The sequence below is a fragment of the Rhizobacter sp. genome (genome assembly GCA_021153565.1).
In the GTDB taxonomy this organism is placed as follows: Bacteria; Pseudomonadota; Gammaproteobacteria; order Burkholderiales; family Burkholderiaceae_C; genus Albitalea.
The window spans coordinates 1-19,345 of sequence record JAJKJU010000338.1 but is presented as its reverse complement, the minus strand read 5'-3'; the positions used below and the strand labels follow the sequence as shown (position 1 = coordinate 19,345).

Annotated in this window: 19 protein-coding genes, 1 tRNA gene and 1 pseudogene; 6 read left to right on the top strand and 15 right to left on the bottom strand. The window is 62.7% G+C overall.

The features are described 5' to 3' along the window. Positions 1-140: 140 nt before the first annotated feature. From AC30NL_RS20870 to AC30NL_RS20835, 8 genes are all read right to left on the bottom strand, one after another. Positions 141-548, bottom strand: coding sequence for a hypothetical protein (locus AC30NL_RS20870; protein WP_489465897.1), 408 nt, complete (start codon positions 546-548; stop codon positions 141-143). Beyond that, positions 545-1,180, bottom strand: coding sequence for an aminoacyl-tRNA hydrolase (gene pth / locus AC30NL_RS20865; RefSeq protein WP_489465896.1), 636 nt, complete (start codon positions 1,178-1,180; stop codon positions 545-547). Before pth ends, AC30NL_RS20870 begins: the two co-directional genes overlap by 4 nt. A 136-nt stretch (positions 1,181-1,316) precedes the next feature. Continuing rightward, positions 1,317-1,964, bottom strand: coding sequence for a 50S ribosomal protein L25/general stress protein Ctc (locus tag AC30NL_RS20860; RefSeq protein ID WP_489465895.1), 648 nt, complete (start codon positions 1,962-1,964; stop codon positions 1,317-1,319). Positions 1,965-2,178: 214 nt separating this feature from the next. After that, positions 2,179-3,174, bottom strand: coding sequence for a ribose-phosphate pyrophosphokinase (locus tag AC30NL_RS20855; RefSeq protein ID WP_489465894.1), 996 nt, complete (start codon positions 3,172-3,174; stop codon positions 2,179-2,181). Positions 3,175-3,244: 70 nt separating this feature from the next. Then, positions 3,245-3,321: transfer RNA gene (locus AC30NL_RS20850), tRNA-Gln, on the bottom strand. 35 nt (positions 3,322-3,356) lie between these two features. Next, complete coding sequence (gene ispE / locus AC30NL_RS20845; RefSeq protein ID WP_489465893.1) at positions 3,357-4,247, bottom strand: 4-(cytidine 5'-diphospho)-2-C-methyl-D-erythritol kinase; 891 nt, start codon at positions 4,245-4,247, stop codon at positions 3,357-3,359. After that, a complete protein-coding gene (locus AC30NL_RS20840; protein WP_489465892.1) occupies positions 4,244-4,792 on the bottom strand; it encodes a lipoprotein insertase outer membrane protein LolB in 549 nt (182 codons plus the stop codon). Before AC30NL_RS20840 ends, ispE begins: the two co-directional genes overlap by 4 nt. After that, complete coding sequence (locus AC30NL_RS20835) at positions 4,789-6,588, bottom strand: tetratricopeptide repeat protein (RefSeq protein ID WP_489465891.1); 1,800 nt, start codon at positions 6,586-6,588, stop codon at positions 4,789-4,791. The genes AC30NL_RS20840 and AC30NL_RS20835 overlap by 4 nt, the downstream gene beginning before the upstream one ends. A gap of 100 nt (positions 6,589-6,688) precedes the next feature. On the opposite strand from AC30NL_RS20835, the gene mutM reads away from it, so the two are divergent. The 3 genes from mutM (at position 6,689) to mutY (ending at position 10,736) form a co-directional block, all read left to right on the top strand. Next, on the top strand, positions 6,689-7,519 hold the full coding sequence (gene mutM, locus AC30NL_RS20830) for a bifunctional DNA-formamidopyrimidine glycosylase/DNA-(apurinic or apyrimidinic site) lyase (RefSeq protein ID WP_489465890.1): 831 nt from the start codon (positions 6,689-6,691) through the stop codon (positions 7,517-7,519). Between the two features lie 140 nt (positions 7,520-7,659). After that, the gene (locus AC30NL_RS20825) at positions 7,660-9,687 is read left to right on the top strand and encodes a dynamin family protein (RefSeq protein ID WP_489465889.1); all 2,028 of its coding nucleotides are present in this window, start codon (positions 7,660-7,662) and stop codon (positions 9,685-9,687) included. Further along, complete coding sequence (gene mutY / locus AC30NL_RS20820; RefSeq protein ID WP_489465888.1) at positions 9,684-10,736, top strand: A/G-specific adenine glycosylase; 1,053 nt, start codon at positions 9,684-9,686, stop codon at positions 10,734-10,736. Before AC30NL_RS20825 ends, mutY begins: the two co-directional genes overlap by 4 nt. Before the next feature lies 1 nt (position 10,737). Here mutY and AC30NL_RS20815 read toward each other — a convergent pair whose 3' ends face one another. The 4 genes from AC30NL_RS20815 to AC30NL_RS20800 are packed head-to-tail and all read right to left on the bottom strand — an operon-like array spanning position 10,738 to position 14,884. Then, on the bottom strand, positions 10,738-11,355 hold the full coding sequence (locus AC30NL_RS20815; RefSeq protein WP_489465887.1) for an LON peptidase substrate-binding domain-containing protein: 618 nt from the start codon (positions 11,353-11,355) through the stop codon (positions 10,738-10,740). A 33-nt stretch (positions 11,356-11,388) separates the two neighbouring features. Continuing rightward, on the bottom strand, positions 11,389-12,309 hold the full coding sequence (gene rapZ / locus AC30NL_RS20810) for an RNase adapter RapZ (RefSeq protein ID WP_489465899.1): 921 nt from the start codon (positions 12,307-12,309) through the stop codon (positions 11,389-11,391). A 14-nt stretch (positions 12,310-12,323) separates the two neighbouring features. Then, complete coding sequence (recN, locus tag AC30NL_RS20805) at positions 12,324-14,006, bottom strand: DNA repair protein RecN (protein WP_489465886.1); 1,683 nt, start codon at positions 14,004-14,006, stop codon at positions 12,324-12,326. Then, positions 14,006-14,884 (bottom strand): NAD kinase, encoded by an 879-nt coding sequence (locus AC30NL_RS20800; protein WP_489465885.1) that lies wholly within the window; start codon positions 14,882-14,884, stop codon positions 14,006-14,008. Before AC30NL_RS20800 ends, recN begins: the two co-directional genes overlap by 1 nt. A gap of 70 nt (positions 14,885-14,954) precedes the next feature. Between AC30NL_RS20800 and hrcA the strand changes: the two genes are divergently transcribed. The 3 genes from hrcA to AC30NL_RS20785 all read left to right on the top strand — a co-directional run bounded on the left by hrcA (position 14,955) and on the right by AC30NL_RS20785 (position 16,911). Continuing rightward, a complete protein-coding gene (gene hrcA, locus AC30NL_RS20795; protein ID WP_489465898.1) occupies positions 14,955-15,971 on the top strand; it encodes a heat-inducible transcriptional repressor HrcA in 1,017 nt (338 codons plus the stop codon). A gap of 655 nt (positions 15,972-16,626) precedes the next feature. Continuing rightward, positions 16,627-16,779, top strand: coding sequence for a hypothetical protein (locus AC30NL_RS20790; RefSeq protein WP_489465884.1), 153 nt, complete (start codon positions 16,627-16,629; stop codon positions 16,777-16,779). A gap of 6 nt (positions 16,780-16,785) precedes the next feature. Next, on the top strand, positions 16,786-16,911 hold the full coding sequence (locus tag AC30NL_RS20785; protein ID WP_489465883.1) for a transcriptional regulator domain-containing protein: 126 nt from the start codon (positions 16,786-16,788) through the stop codon (positions 16,909-16,911). A 109-nt stretch (positions 16,912-17,020) separates the two neighbouring features. Here the strand turns inward: AC30NL_RS20785 and AC30NL_RS20780 are convergent. From AC30NL_RS20780 to AC30NL_RS20770, 3 genes and pseudogenes are all read right to left on the bottom strand, one after another. Beyond that, a pseudogene (locus AC30NL_RS20780) lies at positions 17,021-17,883 on the bottom strand (nucleotidyl transferase AbiEii/AbiGii toxin family protein). Further along, complete coding sequence (locus AC30NL_RS20775; RefSeq protein WP_489465882.1) at positions 17,880-18,479, bottom strand: type IV toxin-antitoxin system AbiEi family antitoxin domain-containing protein; 600 nt, start codon at positions 18,477-18,479, stop codon at positions 17,880-17,882. Before AC30NL_RS20775 ends, AC30NL_RS20780 begins: the two are co-directional and overlap by 4 nt. A 73-nt stretch (positions 18,480-18,552) precedes the next feature. Further along, entirely contained in the window at positions 18,553-18,891 is a 339-nt protein-coding gene (locus tag AC30NL_RS20770; RefSeq protein WP_489465881.1) for a tyrosine-type recombinase/integrase, read from the bottom strand. Positions 18,892-19,345: the final 454 nt, after the last annotated feature.

Sequence of the window (19,345 nt, the reverse complement as noted above, 5' to 3'; positions counted from 1 at the left end):
GCCCGCTCATCACGCCAAAAGACTCCTGCTCGTCGTTGCAAATGCTCGCCATAGCCCGGGCTATGGCTGTGCTTTGCGCCTAGATCAGGTGCCTTTTGACGTGCTGCTCGGACACGCTCGAAAAACTCTCAGCCTCTGAGCTACTTCCGAGCCGGCTTGGCTCCTGGGACGACAACGACGAAGTCGGTGCCTGAAGCGGCCTTGGCCTTGCGCGGTTTGACCCTGGGCCTGGGAGGCGCGGGGGCCGATGCGGCAGTAGCTGACGGGGCCGAGGCGTTCGAACCCAGGCTCATGGCTTGCGATGCCGATCCTGCCGCCTCCCGTTCCTCGCGCTCGCGCTCCAGCCTCGCGGCCAATTGCTTTTCCTTGGCCATGGCACGCTTGGCTTCTGCACGCTGCGCACTGCTTCGAGGATCGGATGAATCGATCAGCCTACCATCCGGACAGGGCTGATGCGTATAAGTTTGGCCGCAGCGGTAGACGGGCTGCTGAGCCTGCGCGCCGAAGGCGGCGGCGGAAAGGAGCATGAGGAGAGCAACCTGCTTCATTTTGATGTCTCCTCAGGATCGACACCGGGCTTCACTTCGGGTTTGGGCGGCTTCGGTCGTGGCGGTTTCGCATGGACCTTTATCATCGCGCGTTCCATGTCACCGGCGAGGATAAGGTCGAGCGCGGTGAGTGATTGATCGATGGACTTGTCGATCGCTTCGCGGTGCTCAGCCGAAGGCTTCTTGAGCACATAGTTCACCACTTCCGTCTTCACGCCAGGGTGCCCAATTCCGAGGCGAAGGCGCCAGTAGTCGGCCGTTCCGAGCTGTGCATGGATATCGCGCAAGCCGTTGTGGCCTGCATGGCCACCCCCCAACTTCATTTTCATTTGTCCGGGCATTAGATCGAGCTCATCATGTGCGACGAGGATCTCGTTCGGTGCGATCTTGAAGAAGCGCGCCAGGGCCGCCACCGATTTGCCAGACAGGTTCATGAAGGTCATCGGCTCGAGCAGCCAGATTGGCCCGTCAGGCCGATTCGCGCGCGCCACGAGACCGTAATAGCTGCGATCGGGAACCAGCGACGCGTCGAGTTTGCGAGCCACCTCGTCAATCCACCAGAAGCCGGCGTTGTGCCGCGTCTGTTCGTATTCAGGGCCGGGGTTGCCCAGGCCGACAAGCAATCGAATCATCGGGCGATTATCGATGGAGGCCGGTGCCATCTTGCGTCGCCCTCAAGGGGGTGGCCATGGCGAACAAGCACCATCTGAAACCAAAAAAGCCCCGCCGAAGCGGGGCTTGACGAGTTGCGGCCGAAGCCACCACAGATCATTTGCGGTTCTGCTTCTCGTCCTTCTTGCCCTTGCCCTTTTCGGAAGCAGCGGGGGCGACCACCGGGGCGGCCACGACTTCTTCTTCGGCAGCTTGCGCCGCCGACGACACGATGACCGGGTTCTTCTTGCCGTGTGTCACGACCTTGGTGCCAGGGGGCAGCTTGATATCGTCCACGTGAAGCGATTGGCCCTTGACCAAGTTGCCGAGGTCCACGTCGATGAACTCAGGCAATTGCGCGGCCAGGCACTGCACCATCAGCTCGGTCACGACGTGGTTCACGAGCGCCTTGTCGGTCTTGACTGCCGGCGAGTTTTCTTCGTTGATGAAGTGCAGCGGCACTTTCTTCGTGATCTTGGTGGATGCGTCGACGCGCTGGAAGTCGACGTGCATCACGATTGGGCGAAACGGGTGCATCTGGTAGTCGCGCAGGATGACCTGCTCGGTCTTGCCGGCCAGTTCCATCTCAAGAACGGTGGAGTGGAAGGTCTCCTTCTTCAGCGCGAAGAACAGGGCGTTGTGATCAAGCTCGATCTTGGCGGGTTCACCGGCGCCGTAGACGATGCCAGGGACTTTTTGCGCATTGCGCAGGCGGCGGCTCGCTCCGGTCCCCTGCAGCGTACGCTCATAAGCGGCGAATTTCATGTTGACTCCAAATTGGAAGCGCCCGCGACCAGGCTGCTTCATGACAAAAGACCCTTCGGTCTGCTAGGCGCAAGCTTCTTTCGATGCCTGCCAATTCTGACTTCGAAGAAGTTCCTAGTGAGCGGCCCGAGCTTGTGTCGAGGAGCAAGCCATACTTGTGTACGGCCAATACCGCAGACGCAAGATCGGGTCGCGCAGTAGGTTTATTCGGTGGTCAGAAGTTGTTATTTTGTTCTGCAAAGAGGGATGTCACCGACTCGCCGTCGGAAATCCGGCGGATGGTTTCGGCGAACAGGAAGGCCACAGACAACTGGCGGACCTTCGTGCAGATTTTGCCGTCTTCAGACAGCGGAATGGTATTGGTGATCACGACTTCGTCGAGCGCCGAACCCTTGATGCGCTCGATGGCGGGGCCGGAGAAGACGGAGTGTGTGCAGTAGGCGTACACGCTCTTGGCGCCGCGGTCCTTCAACACTTCTGCGGCCTTCACGAGCGTTCCGGCAGTGTCGATCATGTCGTCCATGATGACGCAATTGCGGCCGTCGATGTCACCGATGACGTGCATGACTTCCGACACGTTGGCCTTCGGACGCCGCTTGTCGATGATGGCCAAGTCGCAGTTAAGCTGCTTGGCCAGCGCTCGGGCGCGAACCACGCCACCGACGTCGGGCGAGACCACCACGAGGTTCTCGTAGCGCTTGGTCTGCACGTCGGACAGCAGAACCGGCGAAGCGTAGATGTTGTCGACGGGGATGTTGAAGAAGCCCTGGATCTGGTCGGCGTGCAGGTCCATGGTCAGCAGGCGTTCGACGCCTACCGCTTCGAGCATGTTGGCGACCACTTTCGCGCTGATGGGCACGCGGGTTGAGCGCGGCCGGCGATCTTGGCGGGCGTAGCCGAAGTAAGGGATGACGGCGGTGACGCGTCGGGCCGATGCACGCTTGAGCGCGTCGACCATGATGCACAGCTCCATCAGGTTTTCGTTCGTCGGTGCGCAGGTGGGCTGCACCACGAAGATGTCGCGGGCTCGGACGTTTTGCTGGATCTCGATGTCGACCTCTCCATCGGAGAAGCGGCCGACCTTGGCCTTGCCGAGTTCGATGCCGAGGTGGGTCGCGATTTCCTGCGCCAGCGCGGGGTTGGCGTTACCGGTGAAGAGCACGGTGTTGAAAAGCACATTCCCTCCGTCGAGGCTTTCGGGGTCAGTCATACAACCCATTCGGTTCAGCCCCTGCGTGCGCCTTGTGTTCTGGCCGCACCGGGAATCACTGTGAGAGATTTGGCAGGGGAGGAAGGACTCGAACCCTCGCATGTCGGAATCAAAATCCGATGCCTTAACCAACTTGGCGACTCCCCTACACAGGCCGGCGACTACTCCACCGACCTCAACTGTCAATCTGCAGCCCAACCGACCAGCGGATGATGCTCCAGACTCCGGCACATCTTGCTTGCCCATCCCGCCGGAAGATCCGTCGGTATTGTCGCCGTGGGCAAACTGTCTGCGCCTTCAACCTTGCCTGCTCTTGCAAACACCGCGCTGCCGGAGCCTGTCATGCGGCTGTTGCCGAATCGGGCCTCGAGCAGCTTGGCGGCTTGCGCCACCTCGTCACTGTGGGCCTCTGCGGGGGGCTGCAAATCGTTGCGGCCGTAACCCTTCAGGAGCCCGTCGACTCTGACGTCTGCAGGTAAGCCAGCAAGTGTAGCAGCATCGGTGTCGAAGACTAGCAGCGGGCTCGTGAATATTGCTTGTGTGGCGATGTTCGCAACAGGCTTCACGACTGCGAACCAATGCGGGGGCACGTCGATGGGCGTGAGTTGCTCGCCGATGCCTTCGACCCAGGCGTTGCGGCCGCCAAGGAAGAAGGGCACGTCGGCGCCGAGTTTCAGGCCGAGCGCCAGCAGGCGTGACAAGGGCCAGTTCAGGTTCCACAGGCGATTCAGTGCGAGAAGGGTGGACGCGGCATCCGAACTTCCGCCGCCCATGCCTGCGCCCCAGGGGACTTGCTTATCGATGGAGAGGTCGGCGCCGGCGCTCGTGCCGCTTTCCGACTGCAGCAAACGGGCGGCACGAAGGCACAGATCGTCCTGCGGCAACACTGCGCTCAGATCGTGGCGATAGAGCTTGCCATCGCTGCGAGCTTCGAAATGCAACATGTCGGCCCAGTCGATCAGGATGAAGACGGACTGCAGCAGGTGATAACCGTCGGCACGCCGGCCGACGACATGGAGGAACAAATTCAGCTTGGCCGGCGCCAGCACATCCCAGATGCTGCTTAAGCTCATTGACGGTCAATCTTTGCTCGCACTGTCACGGTTGGTGCCTGGTCGCGCTTGGCGGCAATCAAACCCTCATCGAAATGCGCCAGGCTCACGACCCAGCCGAGCTGCTGGAAACCTTTCTCAGCCGGCGCTGCTGTCGGTGTGCTGGGTGCGCCCGCCCAGGGGCGGCCGCGCAGCCAATCGAACAAGGCGGCTACAGGCACGCTTTCGCCGAGCACTTCGCGTGTCAGATCATCCAGGTTCGCGAAGCGTGTCTCGCCTTGCGAGGTGACCAGCGCTACCTTACCCGGCGCCCATTGCGCCTGCGCAAGCACAGTACCCAGAGGAGTGCTCAGATCGAGCCGGCCTTGCTCCGGCGAGCCCTGCAGATCGAAGGTTGCGGCGACGTTGCGCGATGGTGACGACGGCGTCGGATCGACCTTCACGGTCAATCGCCCGGCGAGCGAATCGCCGCTTGCAATCTGATGCGGACTCGGCGGTGTAACGCATCCCGACACAAGCGTCGTGACCGCCAAGGCCGCAGTCAGCCACCACCCAGATCGAATCACAGATTACCGACCCGCAGCCGCGCGAGCGTTTCACGCAGCACGTCGTTGGCCGCATCTTTGCTGCGACCTTCACGCCAGACGCGCTTGGCCTCGTCGTGATCGCCATTGATCCACAGCACTTCACCGAGGTGGGCTGCGATCTCCGGATCGGGCCGCGAACGGTAGGCGCCGCGCAGCAGCCGAAGCGCTTCAACCCGATTGCCGATGCGGTACTCGACCCAACCCATGCTGTCGGTAATAAAGGGCTCGCCCGGCGCGATCTCCAGCGCTTTCTGGATCAGCGCCTTGGCCTCCGGTAGCCGCGTGTTGCGCTCGGCAAGCGAATACCCCAGCGCGTTGTACGCATGGTGGTGATCGGGCTTGATTTCGATCACCTTTCGCAGCAGTTTCTCCATCTCGTCGAGCTTGTTGAGCTTCTCGGCCATCATCGACTGCTCGTACAGCAGATCGACGTCGTTCGGGAACTTCTGATTCGCGCCAGCGAGTACGCCGTTAGCGTCGGACCAGCGCTTCACGTCGCGCAGCACCTGCGCTTCGGCGAGGAGTTTGGCGCGGGCGTCGTCCTCGCTCATCTCGGGCGACTTGCGAATCATCTCGCGCGCCTCCTTGATTTTGCCTTGACGCGCAAGCAGCGAGGCGCGACGGGTGATCACTTCCAGTGCGCGCTGTGGGTTGTCGACTTTCCCAAGCCACATCTCGGCAGTCTTGAAATCGTTCTGCTGTTCCGCCGCTTGCGCGAGCATCAGCCACGCCTGCGTCACACCGGCATCGACCGATGCCGCCGGCGATGCAGGGTCGTCATCGTCGCCGTCAGCGGCCACCGCCTCGACAGGCTTGGCTGCGGGTTTTGGCTGGACCGACTGGCCCACGACCAGGTAGCGCTCCAGCGTGGTTGTCGCCTGCTTGGGCTGTTTCAGCTCAAGATAAAGCGCACCCAGTGTCAGGAATGGGCCGGCCAGTTGCGGCTGATGCGCCGTGACCACTTCGAGCTGCGCAGCGGCGTCGGCAAAGCGTTGCGATGCGCTCAGGATTCGTGCGTAGACCTGCCGGATTCCATCGCTGCTTGGCTTTGACTTCAAGTGATCGACAACCAGGCTTTCGGCCGCGGGCACGCCCGGCAGCATCTCCAGCGCGAAAAGCGCAGCGCCATCGGAGTTCGGATCGAACTGGTGGGCCCGTTGCGCATATTCGAGCGCACGGGCGTTGTCTTCGGCGAAGAGCCAAGCACGTCCGATCGCCACGTCGACGGCAGTGCGTGTGGCTGGCGACTGCGCGTACGGCTGCAGCACCTGTTCTATAAGGGGGACCGTGGCCTTCTTGTCTTGCACTCGCGTAAAGAAGCGCGGCAGATTCATGATGATCGAAGACTGGTCCGACTCGGGTGTGAGCTTCACGAGCGACGACAGCGCGTCCGCGGTTTCGGCAGGCCGATTCAACGCTACCAGCAACTGGATCACATAACGGTGCGCTTCCATCGAGGTCGGTACTTCTTCACGCCAGGTCTTGGCGGCAGCCAGGGCTTGTTCGCCGGCACGCGCCTGCAAGGCGATGTCCGTGGCGCGGCGGAAGAGTTGTTCATCTTTGGTGCGGCGGGCGGCTTCGAGAATTACTTCGTAGGCGGTTCCGACTTCGCCATCGCGAAGCTCGACCTCGCCGATCAGTAGTTGCAGGAACAGTTGCCTGTCGAGCCGGGACCGCGTGGGCTCCATGCTTTGTGCGAAAGCACCATGTGTCAGCACAAGGGCGGAGGCAGCAATGGCCAGCGCACGGATGCGGAAGTTGAAACGGGCTGGCATCGGGAGACTCCTGTAGCTCGAATGATTCTAGTGGGGCAGGGCGTCCCAAGAACAGGCGCACCAGGAGCATTGATCGCGCCTGGTCGTGATAATTCCCTGCATGCCTGAATTGCCTGAGGTCGAAACCACCCGTCAAAGCTTCGCCGAGCGCATTCTTGGCGCCCGGGTCACCGCTGTGCGCCTCGGCAAACCGCTGCGCTGGCCGCTGGGTGTCGCACCCGACCAACTTGTCGGCCGCACGGTGGGCGAGGCGACACGGCGCGGCAAGTACCTTTGGTTGCCCCTGGCACAAAGAAGCAGCGACGAGGGCGGTTTGCTGATGCACCTGGGCATGTCGGGTTCATTGAACTTCAATTCGGCGCCGAGAGTCGCTGGCACGCACGATCATTTCGACCTTGTCACCACCCGTGGCACGTTGCGATTGACCGACCCGCGCAGATTCGGCGCGGTGGTGTGGTCGGACAGCCGGGAAGAGGGCATGGCCGCGAAGCTGCTGGCAGGGCTGGGCCTGGAGCCGTTCGATCCTGCATTCACCGGCGAACATCTGCACCAGGCGCTCAAGAAGCGACGTGTCGCCGTCAAGCTGGCATTGCTGTCGGGCGACATCGTCGTAGGCGCCGGCAACATCTACGCTTGCGAGGCGCTGTACGCCGCCGGCATTGACCCGCGCACACGCAGTGACAAGGTCAGCCGTCCGCGTGCTGACAAATTGGCGATTGCCGTGCGCAATACGCTGGCCCGAGCTCTCGATCTTGGCGGCTCGACCTTGCGTGACTTCCGCGACGCGCACGGTATGGAAGGCCAGTTCCAGGCGCAAGCCGGCGTGTACGGTCGTGAAAAGGAACCCTGCCGCGGGTGCGGCGCAGAAATCAGGCGGATCGTGCAGGGCCAGCGATCGACGTTTTTTTGCCCGACCTGCCAAAAACGCTGAAACTTGTTGAACTCGTCACGCCATCTGCCTGGTGTGCAGATGTTTCGAAGGCTTCGCTCCCTAGGTCATGAGCTACCATGCTTTTAGCTCTGACTGCCGCCTCTCTGGCGGTCAGTTTCTATAAGCGGCCCCAATCCAAGATGACGCCAACATTCGCCAGCAATTTTGATGCGCTCAGCGGTTGGCGCAGCGCACTTAGCCGGCGACTCGGCGATTTGGCGCACTACCTGACGGAGCACGACCTCGCAGACGGGCCGATCAACGAATCCCTTGTTTCGCTCGGGCAACGTCTGGCCGGCGAAAAGCTGGTAGTCGCCTTCGTCGCAGAGTTCTCGCGCGGCAAGTCGGAGCTCATCAATGCAATGTTTTTCGCTGACGCAGGGCGGCGCGTTCTGCCTGCCTCGCCGGGCCGCACCACGATGTGTCCGGTGGAACTGGCCTACGATCCCGAAGAGCCTCCGCTCCTGTCGCTGCTGCCGATCACCACGCGCCTCGAGGGGCTATCGCTGGGCGAATTGCGCGCCCAGCCGCGGGCCTGGACGAACATTGAATTGAACGTGAAGTCCTCCGAGGAGTTGTCGAACGCCCTCAAGGAGGTGATGCGTACCCGCTGGGTGACCCAAGACGAAGCGCGAACGTTGGGCTTCTGGGACGACGCCCGGCCTTCCGAGAACCCGCCGCTTGACGGCCAAGGCCGCGTCGAGGTGCCCGAGTGGCGGCATGCGCTCATCAACTATCCGCATCCGCTCTTGAAGCAAGGTCTGGTCGTGCTTGACACGCCCGGCTTGAACGCGATCGGCGCCGAACCCGAGCTGACGCTGAGTTTGCTGCCGAGTGCGCACGCTACGGTGTTCATCCTCGGCGCCGACACGGGTGTGACCAAGTCAGATATGGAGATCTGGCGCGATCACCTCGACACGCACAATCTCGCGCGCTTCGTTGTGCTCAACAAGATCGACGCACTGATCGATCCGCTCTCCACGGCGGAACAGATTTCCCAGCAGATCGAATCCCAGCGACAGGCCACGGCCCGCACACTGGAGATCGCGCCCGAGCGCGTTTTTCCGCTGTCGGCGCGGCAGGCCTTGACTGCCCGAATGGCGCGCGATCGGGAAGGCTTGGCCGCCAGCCGTCTTACCGACCTTGAAGAGGCGCTGTCTTCGCAACTGCTGCCCCGACGCCGGCAGGTCATCCAGCAGGTGCTGGAAGACGCGGTCGACGACGTCGAAACTCACGTCACGCGCCGCATCGGCGACTCACGCCGGCAGTTGGCCGAGCAGATGCTCGAGTTGCGCGGCATTCGAGGCAAGAGCGGCGCGAAGGTGCGCCTGATGCTCAGTCGCATTGAGGACGAAACGGCGGAATTCGAGCTGTGCACCACCCGACTGCAAGCCTTGCGGATGGTGCACGCGCGCATGCTGAAAGACGCCCTCGTCGGGCTGTCCGGCGACCGCCTGCGCGAAGAGGTGGGGCAGATGCAGGAAGCGATGGCCGCGTCCATCCTCAACCTTGGCGCAAAGAAGGCCTTCATCGGGCTGTGTAATCGGCTGCGTGCGCTGCTCGACACGGCGCAAAAAAACGGCGACGAGATCCGCGACATGATCGCTGCGTCGTTCACCAGGCTCAACGCCGAATTCGGCTTTGGGCTTTCACTGCCCAAGGGGCCGGAGCTCGAGCGCTACGGACGTGAACTCGCGTTGATCGAGCGCAACTACGTGCAGTACCTCGGCCTCACGCAGGCCTTGCGACTGTCGCAGCCCAAGTTCATGGAGCAGTTCCGGCGCATGCTGGTTTCAAAGCTGCGGGTGGTGTTCGAGAACGCGTGCGCTGAGTTCGAACTGTGGAGCAAGGGTGCATCGGCGCAGGTCGATTCGCAATTGCGCGAGCGTCGACGCGGATTTCGCAAAAGGCGCGAGGCGCTGGAACGTATTCAGAGCGCAGCGGGTGAGCTGGAGCAGCGCATCGCCGAGATCGAGACGCAGGACCAGCGGCTTCATCAATACCTGACTCGTGTCAACGAGTTGGTAGGGGCCTTGCGCAAGCCCATCGATCTGTCGAGCCTGGACTCTTTCGACGGTCCGCAGAAGACGGAAGACGGCTTGCTTCGCCTGAGCCTGCCGCCGAGCGACGAGCCGGTGCCCATGCTGCTGCGCCACGCCCAAGGGTGAAGTCGCGAGCTGAGAGTTTCTCTGCGCGAGTCGTCGAGTGGCAGCGCATCCATGGCCGCCACAGCTTGCCATGGCAGCAGACACGCGACCCGTATCGCGTGTGGCTCTCCGAAATCATGCTGCAGCAAACGCAGGTCTCGACCGTGCTCGGGTACTACAACCTGTTCCTGCAGCGCTTTCCCGATGTGACGTCATTGGCAGCGGCGAGCATCGACGACGTGTTTGCGATGTGGAGCGGCCTCGGCTACTACAGCCGCGCACGCAACCTTCACAAGTGCGCGCAGGCGGTTGTGTCGGAGCATGGCGGCAGCTTTCCGTCCAGCAGCACGCAGTTGGCGGAGCTGCCTGGCATCGGGCGATCGACGGCGGCTGCAGTGGCAGCGTTCTGCTTCGGCGAGCGCGTCGCCATCCTCGATGGCAATGTGAAGCGGGTTCTTTCTCGCGTACTGGCTTTCGATGGCGACTTGGCCTCGGCTGCGAACGAGCGCGAGTTGTGGGCGCATGCCACGCGTTTGCTTCCCGACGAGGGCATCGAGGCCTATACGCAAGGCCTGATGGATCTGGGCGCGACTGTGTGCGTGACCCGTTCGCCGCATTGCCTGTTGTGCCCGGTGCGCGTTGATTGCGAGGCGTTGAAGAGCGCCGATGTCGAGAGCTTCCCGGTCAAGACACGCAAGCTCAAGCGAGGGCGGCGCGAGCATGTGTGGCTGTGGCTTCAGTGGCGGGATCGTTTGTGGCTGAGCCAACGCCCCGATAAGGGCGTGTGGTCGGGCCTGTGGAGCCTGCCGGAGTTTGAATCCGGCGAGGCTTTTGATGCCCTCGCCGTGCAATGGCCGGGCGAGGGGGAAGCGCTGGACAGCTTCACCCACGTGCTCACGCATCTCGACTGGCGGCTGCATCCGATTCGCTGGACGCTGCCTGAAAAGACCGCGGCGTCCAAAGTGGACGCAGTGATTGCCGCCTTGCCTGGCGGGCGGTGGTTCACGCTCGCCGAAGCACTCGCGGCGGGCGTTCCTGCCCCGCTGCGCAAGTTGCTGTCGGCGAGGTGAGCTACTTGACGACGCCTTTGCTGCGCAGAAAGTCATTGACCAACTGCAGCCGCACTTGCGCGTCCGGCAGCTCCATCAACTTCTGCTTCGCGGCGACGGAGATCGGAAGAATCTCGCACCAGCGGTTCGCAACCCAACCGGCGTTGTCGAACAAGTAGGGCTGCAGAAAAGGTTCCGACCCCTGAGTCCTCAAGGTGGCGATTGCATTCGCCAGGCCACGAACCGTTTCATGCATTGCCTCGGCCGGCGCCACCTCTTCGTCATCAGGAACCAGCATCGCTTTCGCGACCCATAGTCCGTCGGACTCCTGCTGGCTGTGCTTTACATCGAAGCGTTGCGTGCCGCGGCAGCGAACCATCAGGATGCCCGACTGTGCGCTGTCCACGTCGATCAATTCGGCCACGGTACCCGTGGTCTCGAACACCGTCGGATCATTGTTCTTTCGGACCTCGATCCCTTGCTTGAGCGACACCACGCCGAAGGTCTTTTGCTCACGAACGCATTGGGCCACGAGGTCGAGGTATCGCGCCTCGAACACCTTCAGCGATAGCAGCCCACCGGGGAACAGCACCGTCTGCAAGGGGAACAAAGGCAAGTCGAAAAGCTGCGGTGAAGGCATCGCTTGGGACGGATGGGCCGCCTCGTTGTCGGTTCAGTCTCGGGCGTCGAGTTCGCGGTGGCGTACGAGCGTCACCGCGCGCGACTCGAACCATCGAGCCAGCATTTCGACGAAATAGACCGAGCGGTGCTGTCCGCCGGTACAACCGATCGCCACCGTGAGGTAGCTGCGTTGATCGCCCTCGAAGGCCGGCAGCCAGCGCGAGAGAAAGGATTCGATTTGCGAGAGCATCTCGCCGACCTCGGGTTGGGCTTGCAGATAGCTCGCCACCGGCATGTCGCGCCCAGTCAGCGGCCGGAGCTCGCGGATGTAGTACGGATTGGGCAGCACGCGCACGTCGAACACATAGTCTGCATCGAGCGGCACGCCGTGCTTGAACGCAAACGACTCGAACACCAGCGTGAAGCGATTGCCCGGCGCATTCACGAGGCTGTGTATCCAGGTGCGCAACTGCGCTGGGCGAAGTTGGCTGGTGTCGATGATGGTCGAGACCTCGCGCAACTCAGCGAGCAGCTCGCGCTCCAGTTCGATCGCATCGACCAGTGCGCGGTGCCTGTCGGTCGCATCGCCCGATTCATGTGACAGCGGATGAAGCCGGCGCGTCTCCGAGAAGCGCCGAACCAGCGTGTCGCTGCTCGAGTCGAGAAACACCGATCGGATCAGCACGCCTTCGCCCTTGAGCTGTTCAAGCAGCGGCAGCAACTGTGGCAGCGATCTGGCACTTCGCGAATCGACGGCGATGGCGACCCGGCGCTCGGAGCGCTGGTTCTCGATGCGCAGGAATTCGCGCAGCAGCTCGGGCGGCAGGTTGTCCACGCAGAAGAAGCCTGCGTCTTCGAGTGCGTGCAGGGCGATCGACTTGCCTGAGCCCGAGATGCCGGTGACGAGCACCACCTCGTACGGCGTCGGGCCGTCGAGTGCGTCGGGCCGCGTGATCGGGCCGTCGCTCGTCATGGCATTCGGCCCGCTCATGACCGCTTGCGTCCGCGGGCCGTGGCCGACACCTCCGCACCTATGGCCAGCATCTCCTGCGCATGCGCGAGGCTTGTGCCGGACAGTCGTTCACCGCCCAGCATGCGCGCGATCTCGCCGACGCGGGCTTCGCCGTTGACGCTCGAGACATCGCTGCGGGTCGTGCCTTCGCGCGACATCTTGGAGACGACGAAATGGTGGTCGGCACAGGCGGCGACTTGCGGCAAGTGAGTCACGGCCATGACCTGTCGGTCGCGGCCGAGTTGCTTCATCAAGCGGCCCACGGTCTCGGCGACAGCGCCGCCGACGCCGGCATCGATCTCGTCGAAGATCAGCGTGCCCGCTTCACCGAGCTGACTTGTGGTGACGGCGATGGCCAATGCGATTCGAGAAAGTTCGCCGCCGGAGGCGACCTTGGCGAGCGGGCGGGGCGTGCTGCCTTCATGGCCCGCCACGAGGAATTCCGCAGATTCGAGTCCGAAGGATTGAGGCGCGTCTTGCGCGAGCAACGCAAGCTCGAAGCGGCCACCGGCCATGCCCAATTGCTGCATGGCTTGCGTGACGGCGGCGGCAAGTTTGGGCGCGGCTTGGCGGCGAGCAGCGGATACCTTCTTCGCTTGCGCGTCGAAGGCGGCCTTGGCTTCGCGCAATTCGGCTTCCAGGGCATCGAGATCAGCTGCCGCGTCCAGAGCTGCCAACTCTTTTTTCCACTCGGCGAGCAAGGCCGCCAGATCAGAAGGCGGACGCCGATAGCGACGCGCCAAACCCATCCATGCCGACATGCGGTCGTCGACTTCCTGGAGGCGCTCGGGCTCGACTTCGGTGTGATTCAAATAGCTCGACAGCGTGTGTGCCGCATCCTGCAATTGCGCCTGCGCCCCCTTCAGCACCTCGACCACGCCCGCCAATTGCGGATCGATGCCCGACACCTCCTGCAATGCATCGATAGCCCGGCCGGTCATGGACTCGGCGTTGTCGTCGGCTTCGTTCACGGCATCCAGGGCGGCGCGAGCTGAATCGATCAGCGATCGCGCATTCGAAAGCTTCTGGTGCTCGGCGTTGAGTTCGTCCCACTCGTCGTCGCCCGGTGCCAGCTTGTCGACTTCGCCGATCTGCCAAGCAAGGCGCTCGCGCTCGCGGGAGAGATCGGCCTGCTTGGTCTGCGCGTTCTGCAGCAGGTCGGCAGCCGACTTCCAGCGCGACCATGCCAGCGTCAACGGCGCGATGTCGAGTCCGGCGTAGGCATCCAGCAAGCCGCGAACCGACGGCCCGCGCGTCAGGCTCTGCCATGCGTGCTGACCATGAATGTCCACCAGATGATCGGCCGCCTCGCGCAGTTGCGAAATGGTTGCCGCGCTGCCGTTGACCCACGCCCGGCTCTTGCCCTGCGCATCGATCGTGCGGCGCAGCAACAAGGTGTCGCCGTTGTCGAACCCGGCTTGGTCCAGCCAGGAAGACAAGGCCGGCGGCGAATCGAATTCCGCCGTGATCTCCGCTCTTGCCGCGCCTTCGCGCACTACGCCGGCGTCACCGCGGCTGCCCAGCGCCAATTGCACCGCGTCGATCAGGATGGATTTTCCTGCCCCGGTCTCGCCGGTGAGCACCGAAAACCCGTCGTCGAGTTCCACCTCGAGTTCGGTGACGATCACAAAATCGCGCAAGATGAGTCGGCGCAGCATCAGGTCACCACCCCCGCATTCCAACGGAGCTTGCGACGCAGCGTCGCGTAGTAGCTCCAGCCAAGCGGGTGCAAGAAACGCACCTGGTGGGCGGACCGGCGGACGCTGACGCGGTCGCCGTGAAGAAGTCTGGCCAACGCTTGCATGTCGAAGTTGACGCTGGCGTCGCGCCCGGCGACGACTTCGATGCTGATTTCGCGCGAGTCAGGCAGAACGATGGGGCGATTGGACAGGTCGTGCGGTGCGATCGGCACCAGCACCCAGCCGGCAATGCCCGGGTGGAGAATCGGCCCGCCTGCAGACAGCGCGTAAGCGGTGGAGCCGGTGGGAGAGCCGATGATCAGGCCGTCGGCCCGCAGGTTGGCGACGAATTCGTCGCCGATGTCGATCTTGAGCTCCACCATGCTGGCCGTGCCCCCGCGGCTCACGACCACGTCGTTCATCGCGAAACCTTCGAAGATCACCTCGCCGTCGCGCCAGACGCTGCCTTCAAGCATGGTGCGGCGTTCTTCCTCGAAATCGCCGGCGACCATTGGGGCGAGGGCTTCGGCGAAGTGGCCGACGGGAACGTCGGTGATGAAACCCAGCCGCCCCTGGTTGATTCCGACGAGCGGAATGCCGAATCGGGCGAGCTGACGGGCAATGCCCAGCATGGTTCCGTCACCGCCGACGACGACCGCGAGGTCGCAGTTCTGCCCCAGTTCGGCTGGTGTTTTCGACCCGTAATCGACCAGCCCCGTGTTGAGTGCTGTTTCGCGCTCGAGCGAGACCTCGAGGCCCTGACGGATCAGGAAGCGGGCGATCTCGTCGAGGACCCCGCGGATGCCTTGCGCGTGGTACTTGCCCACCAATGCGGCGTGACGGAATCGACGGCTCATGCGCGGGATTACACCACAGCGTTTGGCTGTCGACGCCTACGAAAATGGGTCGCAGCCTACAATGAAAACCATGCTGGACGAGCGTGCTAAAACACTATTGAAGGCGCTGGTCGAACGCTACATCGCGGATGGCCAGCCGGTCGGATCGCGAACTCTTTCGCGCGCATCCGGGCTCGATCTGTCGCCGGCGACCATCCGCAACGTCATGGCCGACCTGGAAGACCTGGGCTTGATCGCCAGCCCTCACACCAGCGCCGGCCGCATCCCCACGGCGCGCGGCTACCGCCTTTTCGTCGACACCATGCTCACCGCGCAGCCGGGCCAATGGGGCGATGGTTCAGGTATCGAGCCCCAACTGCAGGCTGACCAGCCACAGCGCGTCATTGCGAACGCGGCCCAGATTCTGTCGAGCCTGTCGAACTTCGTCGGCGTGGTGACTACGCCGAAGAAGCCGAGTGTCTTTTGTCACATCGAATTTCTGCGGCTGGGTGACAAGCGGGTGCTGGTCATTCTGGTGTCGCCCGACGGCGACGTGCAGAACCGCGTCATCTTCACAGCGCAGGACTACAGCCAGACGCAACTCATCGAGGTCAGCAATTTCCTCACACAGCACTACGCTGGTCTCACCATGGAAGAGGTGCGCGAGCGGCTCAAGTCTGAAGTTGAGCAATTGCGGGGCGAGATTGCGTGCCTCATGCAAGCGGCGGTGGACGTGGGCACCGAGGCCATCGCCGACAGCCAGGAACAGGTGGTGATCGCCGGCGAGCGGAACCTGTTGGCCGTGCAGGATTTTTCGAGCGACATGGGCAGTCTGCGAAGGCTCTTCGACCTTTTCGAGCACAAGACCCAGTTGATGCGCTTGTTGGATGTGAGCAGCCGGGCCGAAGGCGTGCGTATCTACATTGGCGGCGAGAGCATGGTAGTGCCCTTCGAAGAACTGTCGGTGGTGTCGGCGCCCTATGAAGTCGACGGGCAGGTCGTGGGCACGCTCGGCGTGATCGGGCCGACGCGAATGGCGTATGACCGAATGATCCAGATCGTGGACATCACCTCGCGGTTGGTGTCGAACGCGTTGTCGCAAAAGTAGGCGGCGAGACTGCCGCCTACAATCGCCGCGCGGGCCGTTAGCTCAGTTGGTTAGAGGAGGACTCATAATCAAGAGGCCGATGTGTTTATGTGACGCATTCTTTCGGACTGGTTGCTTGATTCATTGAAATCAAGCACTTGCAACGATCTGGCGAATTTGCCGGATTGCTAACGGGAGGCGTGAGGTAAGCGCACTTGCTAGGTTCTTGCTACTGAAGGAGAAATGGCGGTTGTCAGTGAGCTTCGCGGGCACTGCAAGCGCAGAGAGTTGAAGTTGTTTTATGAATGGGCCGTTAGCTCAGTTGGTTAGAGCAGAGGACTCATCGAAATGGTGACCTTGCCGTGAAAGCGGCAATGGAAAAACCGGGTGAACTCAGGGAAACCGTCAGCCAGTCAATGGCCCGGCAATCCTGAGCCAAGCTCGCCGAAGGCAGGTAGAAGGACCGGTAGGCGAGAAGGTGCAGAGACTAGGGTGTGAGGAGCCAATCCGATAAGCACCCCGAGAGCGCCCGGCACCCTAACGCGCGGAGCAATTCGCGGCGAGGGTGATGAGATAGTCCAGGGAGTGGGGAAACTCACGCCAACCTGAATCCTTTGGTCGTTGGTTCAAGTCCAACACGGCCTACCATTCATAAGACAATTGACTGATGCTCCCCATGCCTTCAAGCCCGGCAGACCGCCCCAAGTGGCTGAGCTTCGGGGCGGGTGACGAAGAGTCGCACGAGCTGTTTGCTCCCGGCGCCAATTGGCGCAAGCCGGATCAGTATCCGGCCCTCAAGCCGCTGGAAAACCACACTCGCGACGACTAGCTCCGGTTGGCTTGGGAGCTGCTGCGGCGCATACCGCGTTACCGCAGGCAATATCGCAAGCTCGATCTGCGGGGCATCGCCCAGCTTGACCACGGCGGCGACGGCATCGCTGCCCACATGGCTCATCCATGAGCAGACGGGGCACCGCAGCGATGCCGTTCGGGCACGGTACATCCGGCCGGTCGAGAAGCGGAAGATTCCGTCGCTGCTTTGATGCCGCGCGAAGCCGTTGCGGGCAGGGCTAGATCCAGCGCAGGGCTTCAGGGTGCCATGTGGCCGTTGCCTGACTGCCAGCGGCGGCGACCTCCGTTGGTGGCCACAGCAGGTCATCCAGTAGCGCCACGGTGTCACTCAGGCTGCCGGCTTCGATGCGGTTCTTGTTCAGGAAGGCCTGCCACTGCCGCAGCTTTGTGGCGTCTTCGCTGAACTGCTTGGTCAGTGCCAAGGGCCGCTCGGTGGGCAGGGCGGTCTGGCGCCGTCCAGTTCCGTGCGCCGTGCAATGACGGCGAGGTCGAAGAAGTCCTTCATGCGGCTGTTCGCTTGCCGCAGCACCACCATGGCCTGGTATTTCTCGGCGACTACGGTGTAGACCGGATAGACCCGCAGCATGGGGGCCGGGAAGTCACCCAGCAAGGTCGGATAGGCCACGGTCTGCGGCCCCGGCGTCACGGCATCACCGAAGCCCACGTCGATCTGTAGGGCGCAGCGCGCGGAGCCAATGCGTGCCACCAGCGTGATGCGGGTGCCGCCGTAGGTGTTGTCCTCGCGAATGGCATCGGCCTTCACTGATTCGGGGTCAAACACGATGCCGTCACTCAGGTCCATGGCGGCGACCTCGCGGAACGTGGCGATCAGGTTTGCCTCATCGTCGGGGCCGAAGCCCAGCAGGTCAGCATCCCGCGTAGGACGGTGCGGGGTGTCGTACCACAGCGCAAAGAGCAGCGCGCCCTTGAGCAGGAACCGGTCGGCATGCGGGGACGTGCTGACGCGGGCCAGCAGGCGTTCCAGCGCAAAGCGGTTCAGCAGCAGGTTGTAGTCGTCGCCGCGCTGTTTGGCGAGGGTCAGAAGTCGAGCCAGGATGGATGCGGAGAGGTTGCCGGTCATTGCGTCACCGCTTCCAAGTAGGGCTGCATGACCCGTTCGACCCGGTTGATCTTGGCGAAGCGGCTCAGCTCAGCCATGGTGACCTTGCGGCTGCGCCAAGCATCCTTCAGCGCCTCCAGCGCCACATCCAGGCCAATCTTGTTGCGGAACTTGAAGCAGTCGGTCACCGTCTTGGCGACGCTGTACACGCGGATGGGTGTGCCGTGGTCGGTCACCGTCTGGATGCCGTCGCTGTACGCGGCGCCGCGCAGGCGCGTGATGCGCAGCGGCGGGTAGCTCAGCGCTGGGGTCTGTGTTGCCTCGGGCAGTGCGATCCACACTTCGCGCGGCAGTTGCGTGCCAATCTCATGGAATTGCAGCGCACTCAGCAGGCACAGCACGGCCTTGGGCACGCGGCGGCAGACCTCGATCAGCGTCTGGTGCTCGGTGACTTCAGCATCAGGCAATCCGTACAGGCCACGTGCGAGCCGTTGCAGCTTGCCAGCTTGGTGCAGACGGATCAGAAGCTGCGGCGACCAACCGTGCTGGCGCACATCCGCCGCCCGCAGCACGCGCTGGTGCCTGGCCAGTTCGAGGATGTGGTCAGACTGGTTCATGAGGGGTGAGTTTAATATCCGCATTACTTTTGTTCAAGTGATGCGATTTTCAACTGACGATGGGCGCTGGCAGCTACGCCTCGCCAGTCCGGCGCATGGCCGCCGTGGCTTCTTCCATGGCGTTGCGAACCGGGCCCAGCATCTGGCGCGCGTAGACCTTGATGGCCTCCGGGGTCTTGTGGTTCAACACATTCCCGATGATCGGCAGGCTGGTGCCGCGGCTGGCCAGCCAAGAGCCCAGCGTGCGGCGCAGGTCATGGATGTGCAGGTCGCGCATCTCGTAGTCCTTCAGGTGGAGCCCGTGCTTCTCTGCCAACGGGGTGTAGCGTTCGATGGTCTGGACCGGGAAGTCGATGGCTTCTTCGATGACCAGCTGGTAATCAAAGGTCTTGGCGGTCGCCTTTTCGGCCAATGCCTCCACCAGACCCAACGCCGTTGAACCACCTGGCGGCGTTTGCGCTCATCGATCCACGGCAATTCCTTTTCCGAACGGATAGTCCAGCGCAGCTCCGAGGGATCGTCCCGAGGCGCGACGGCCGGCTGCGGGTACTCGATCGCTTGCCAGTAGTTCATTTCGAACGTGTCCGAGCAGCACGTCAAAAGGCGCCTGATCTAGGCGCAAAGCGCAGCCATAGCTTGCCTATGGCGAGCATTTGCAACGACGAGCAGGCGCCTTTTGGCGTGATGAGCGGGCATGATCGAAAAACTCTCAGCCTCTGAGTCCATAGTGTTCGGATTGTTGGCGGCCGGCACTAGTGTCGCGTAAAGCCACAAGTGTCGGCTGCTCGCTTGCTCTCGAAGCGCATTGCGGCGTTGCGCCTCCTCGCCATAGCGACGGCTATGACTCGTCGGCGCGCCTTGCACTG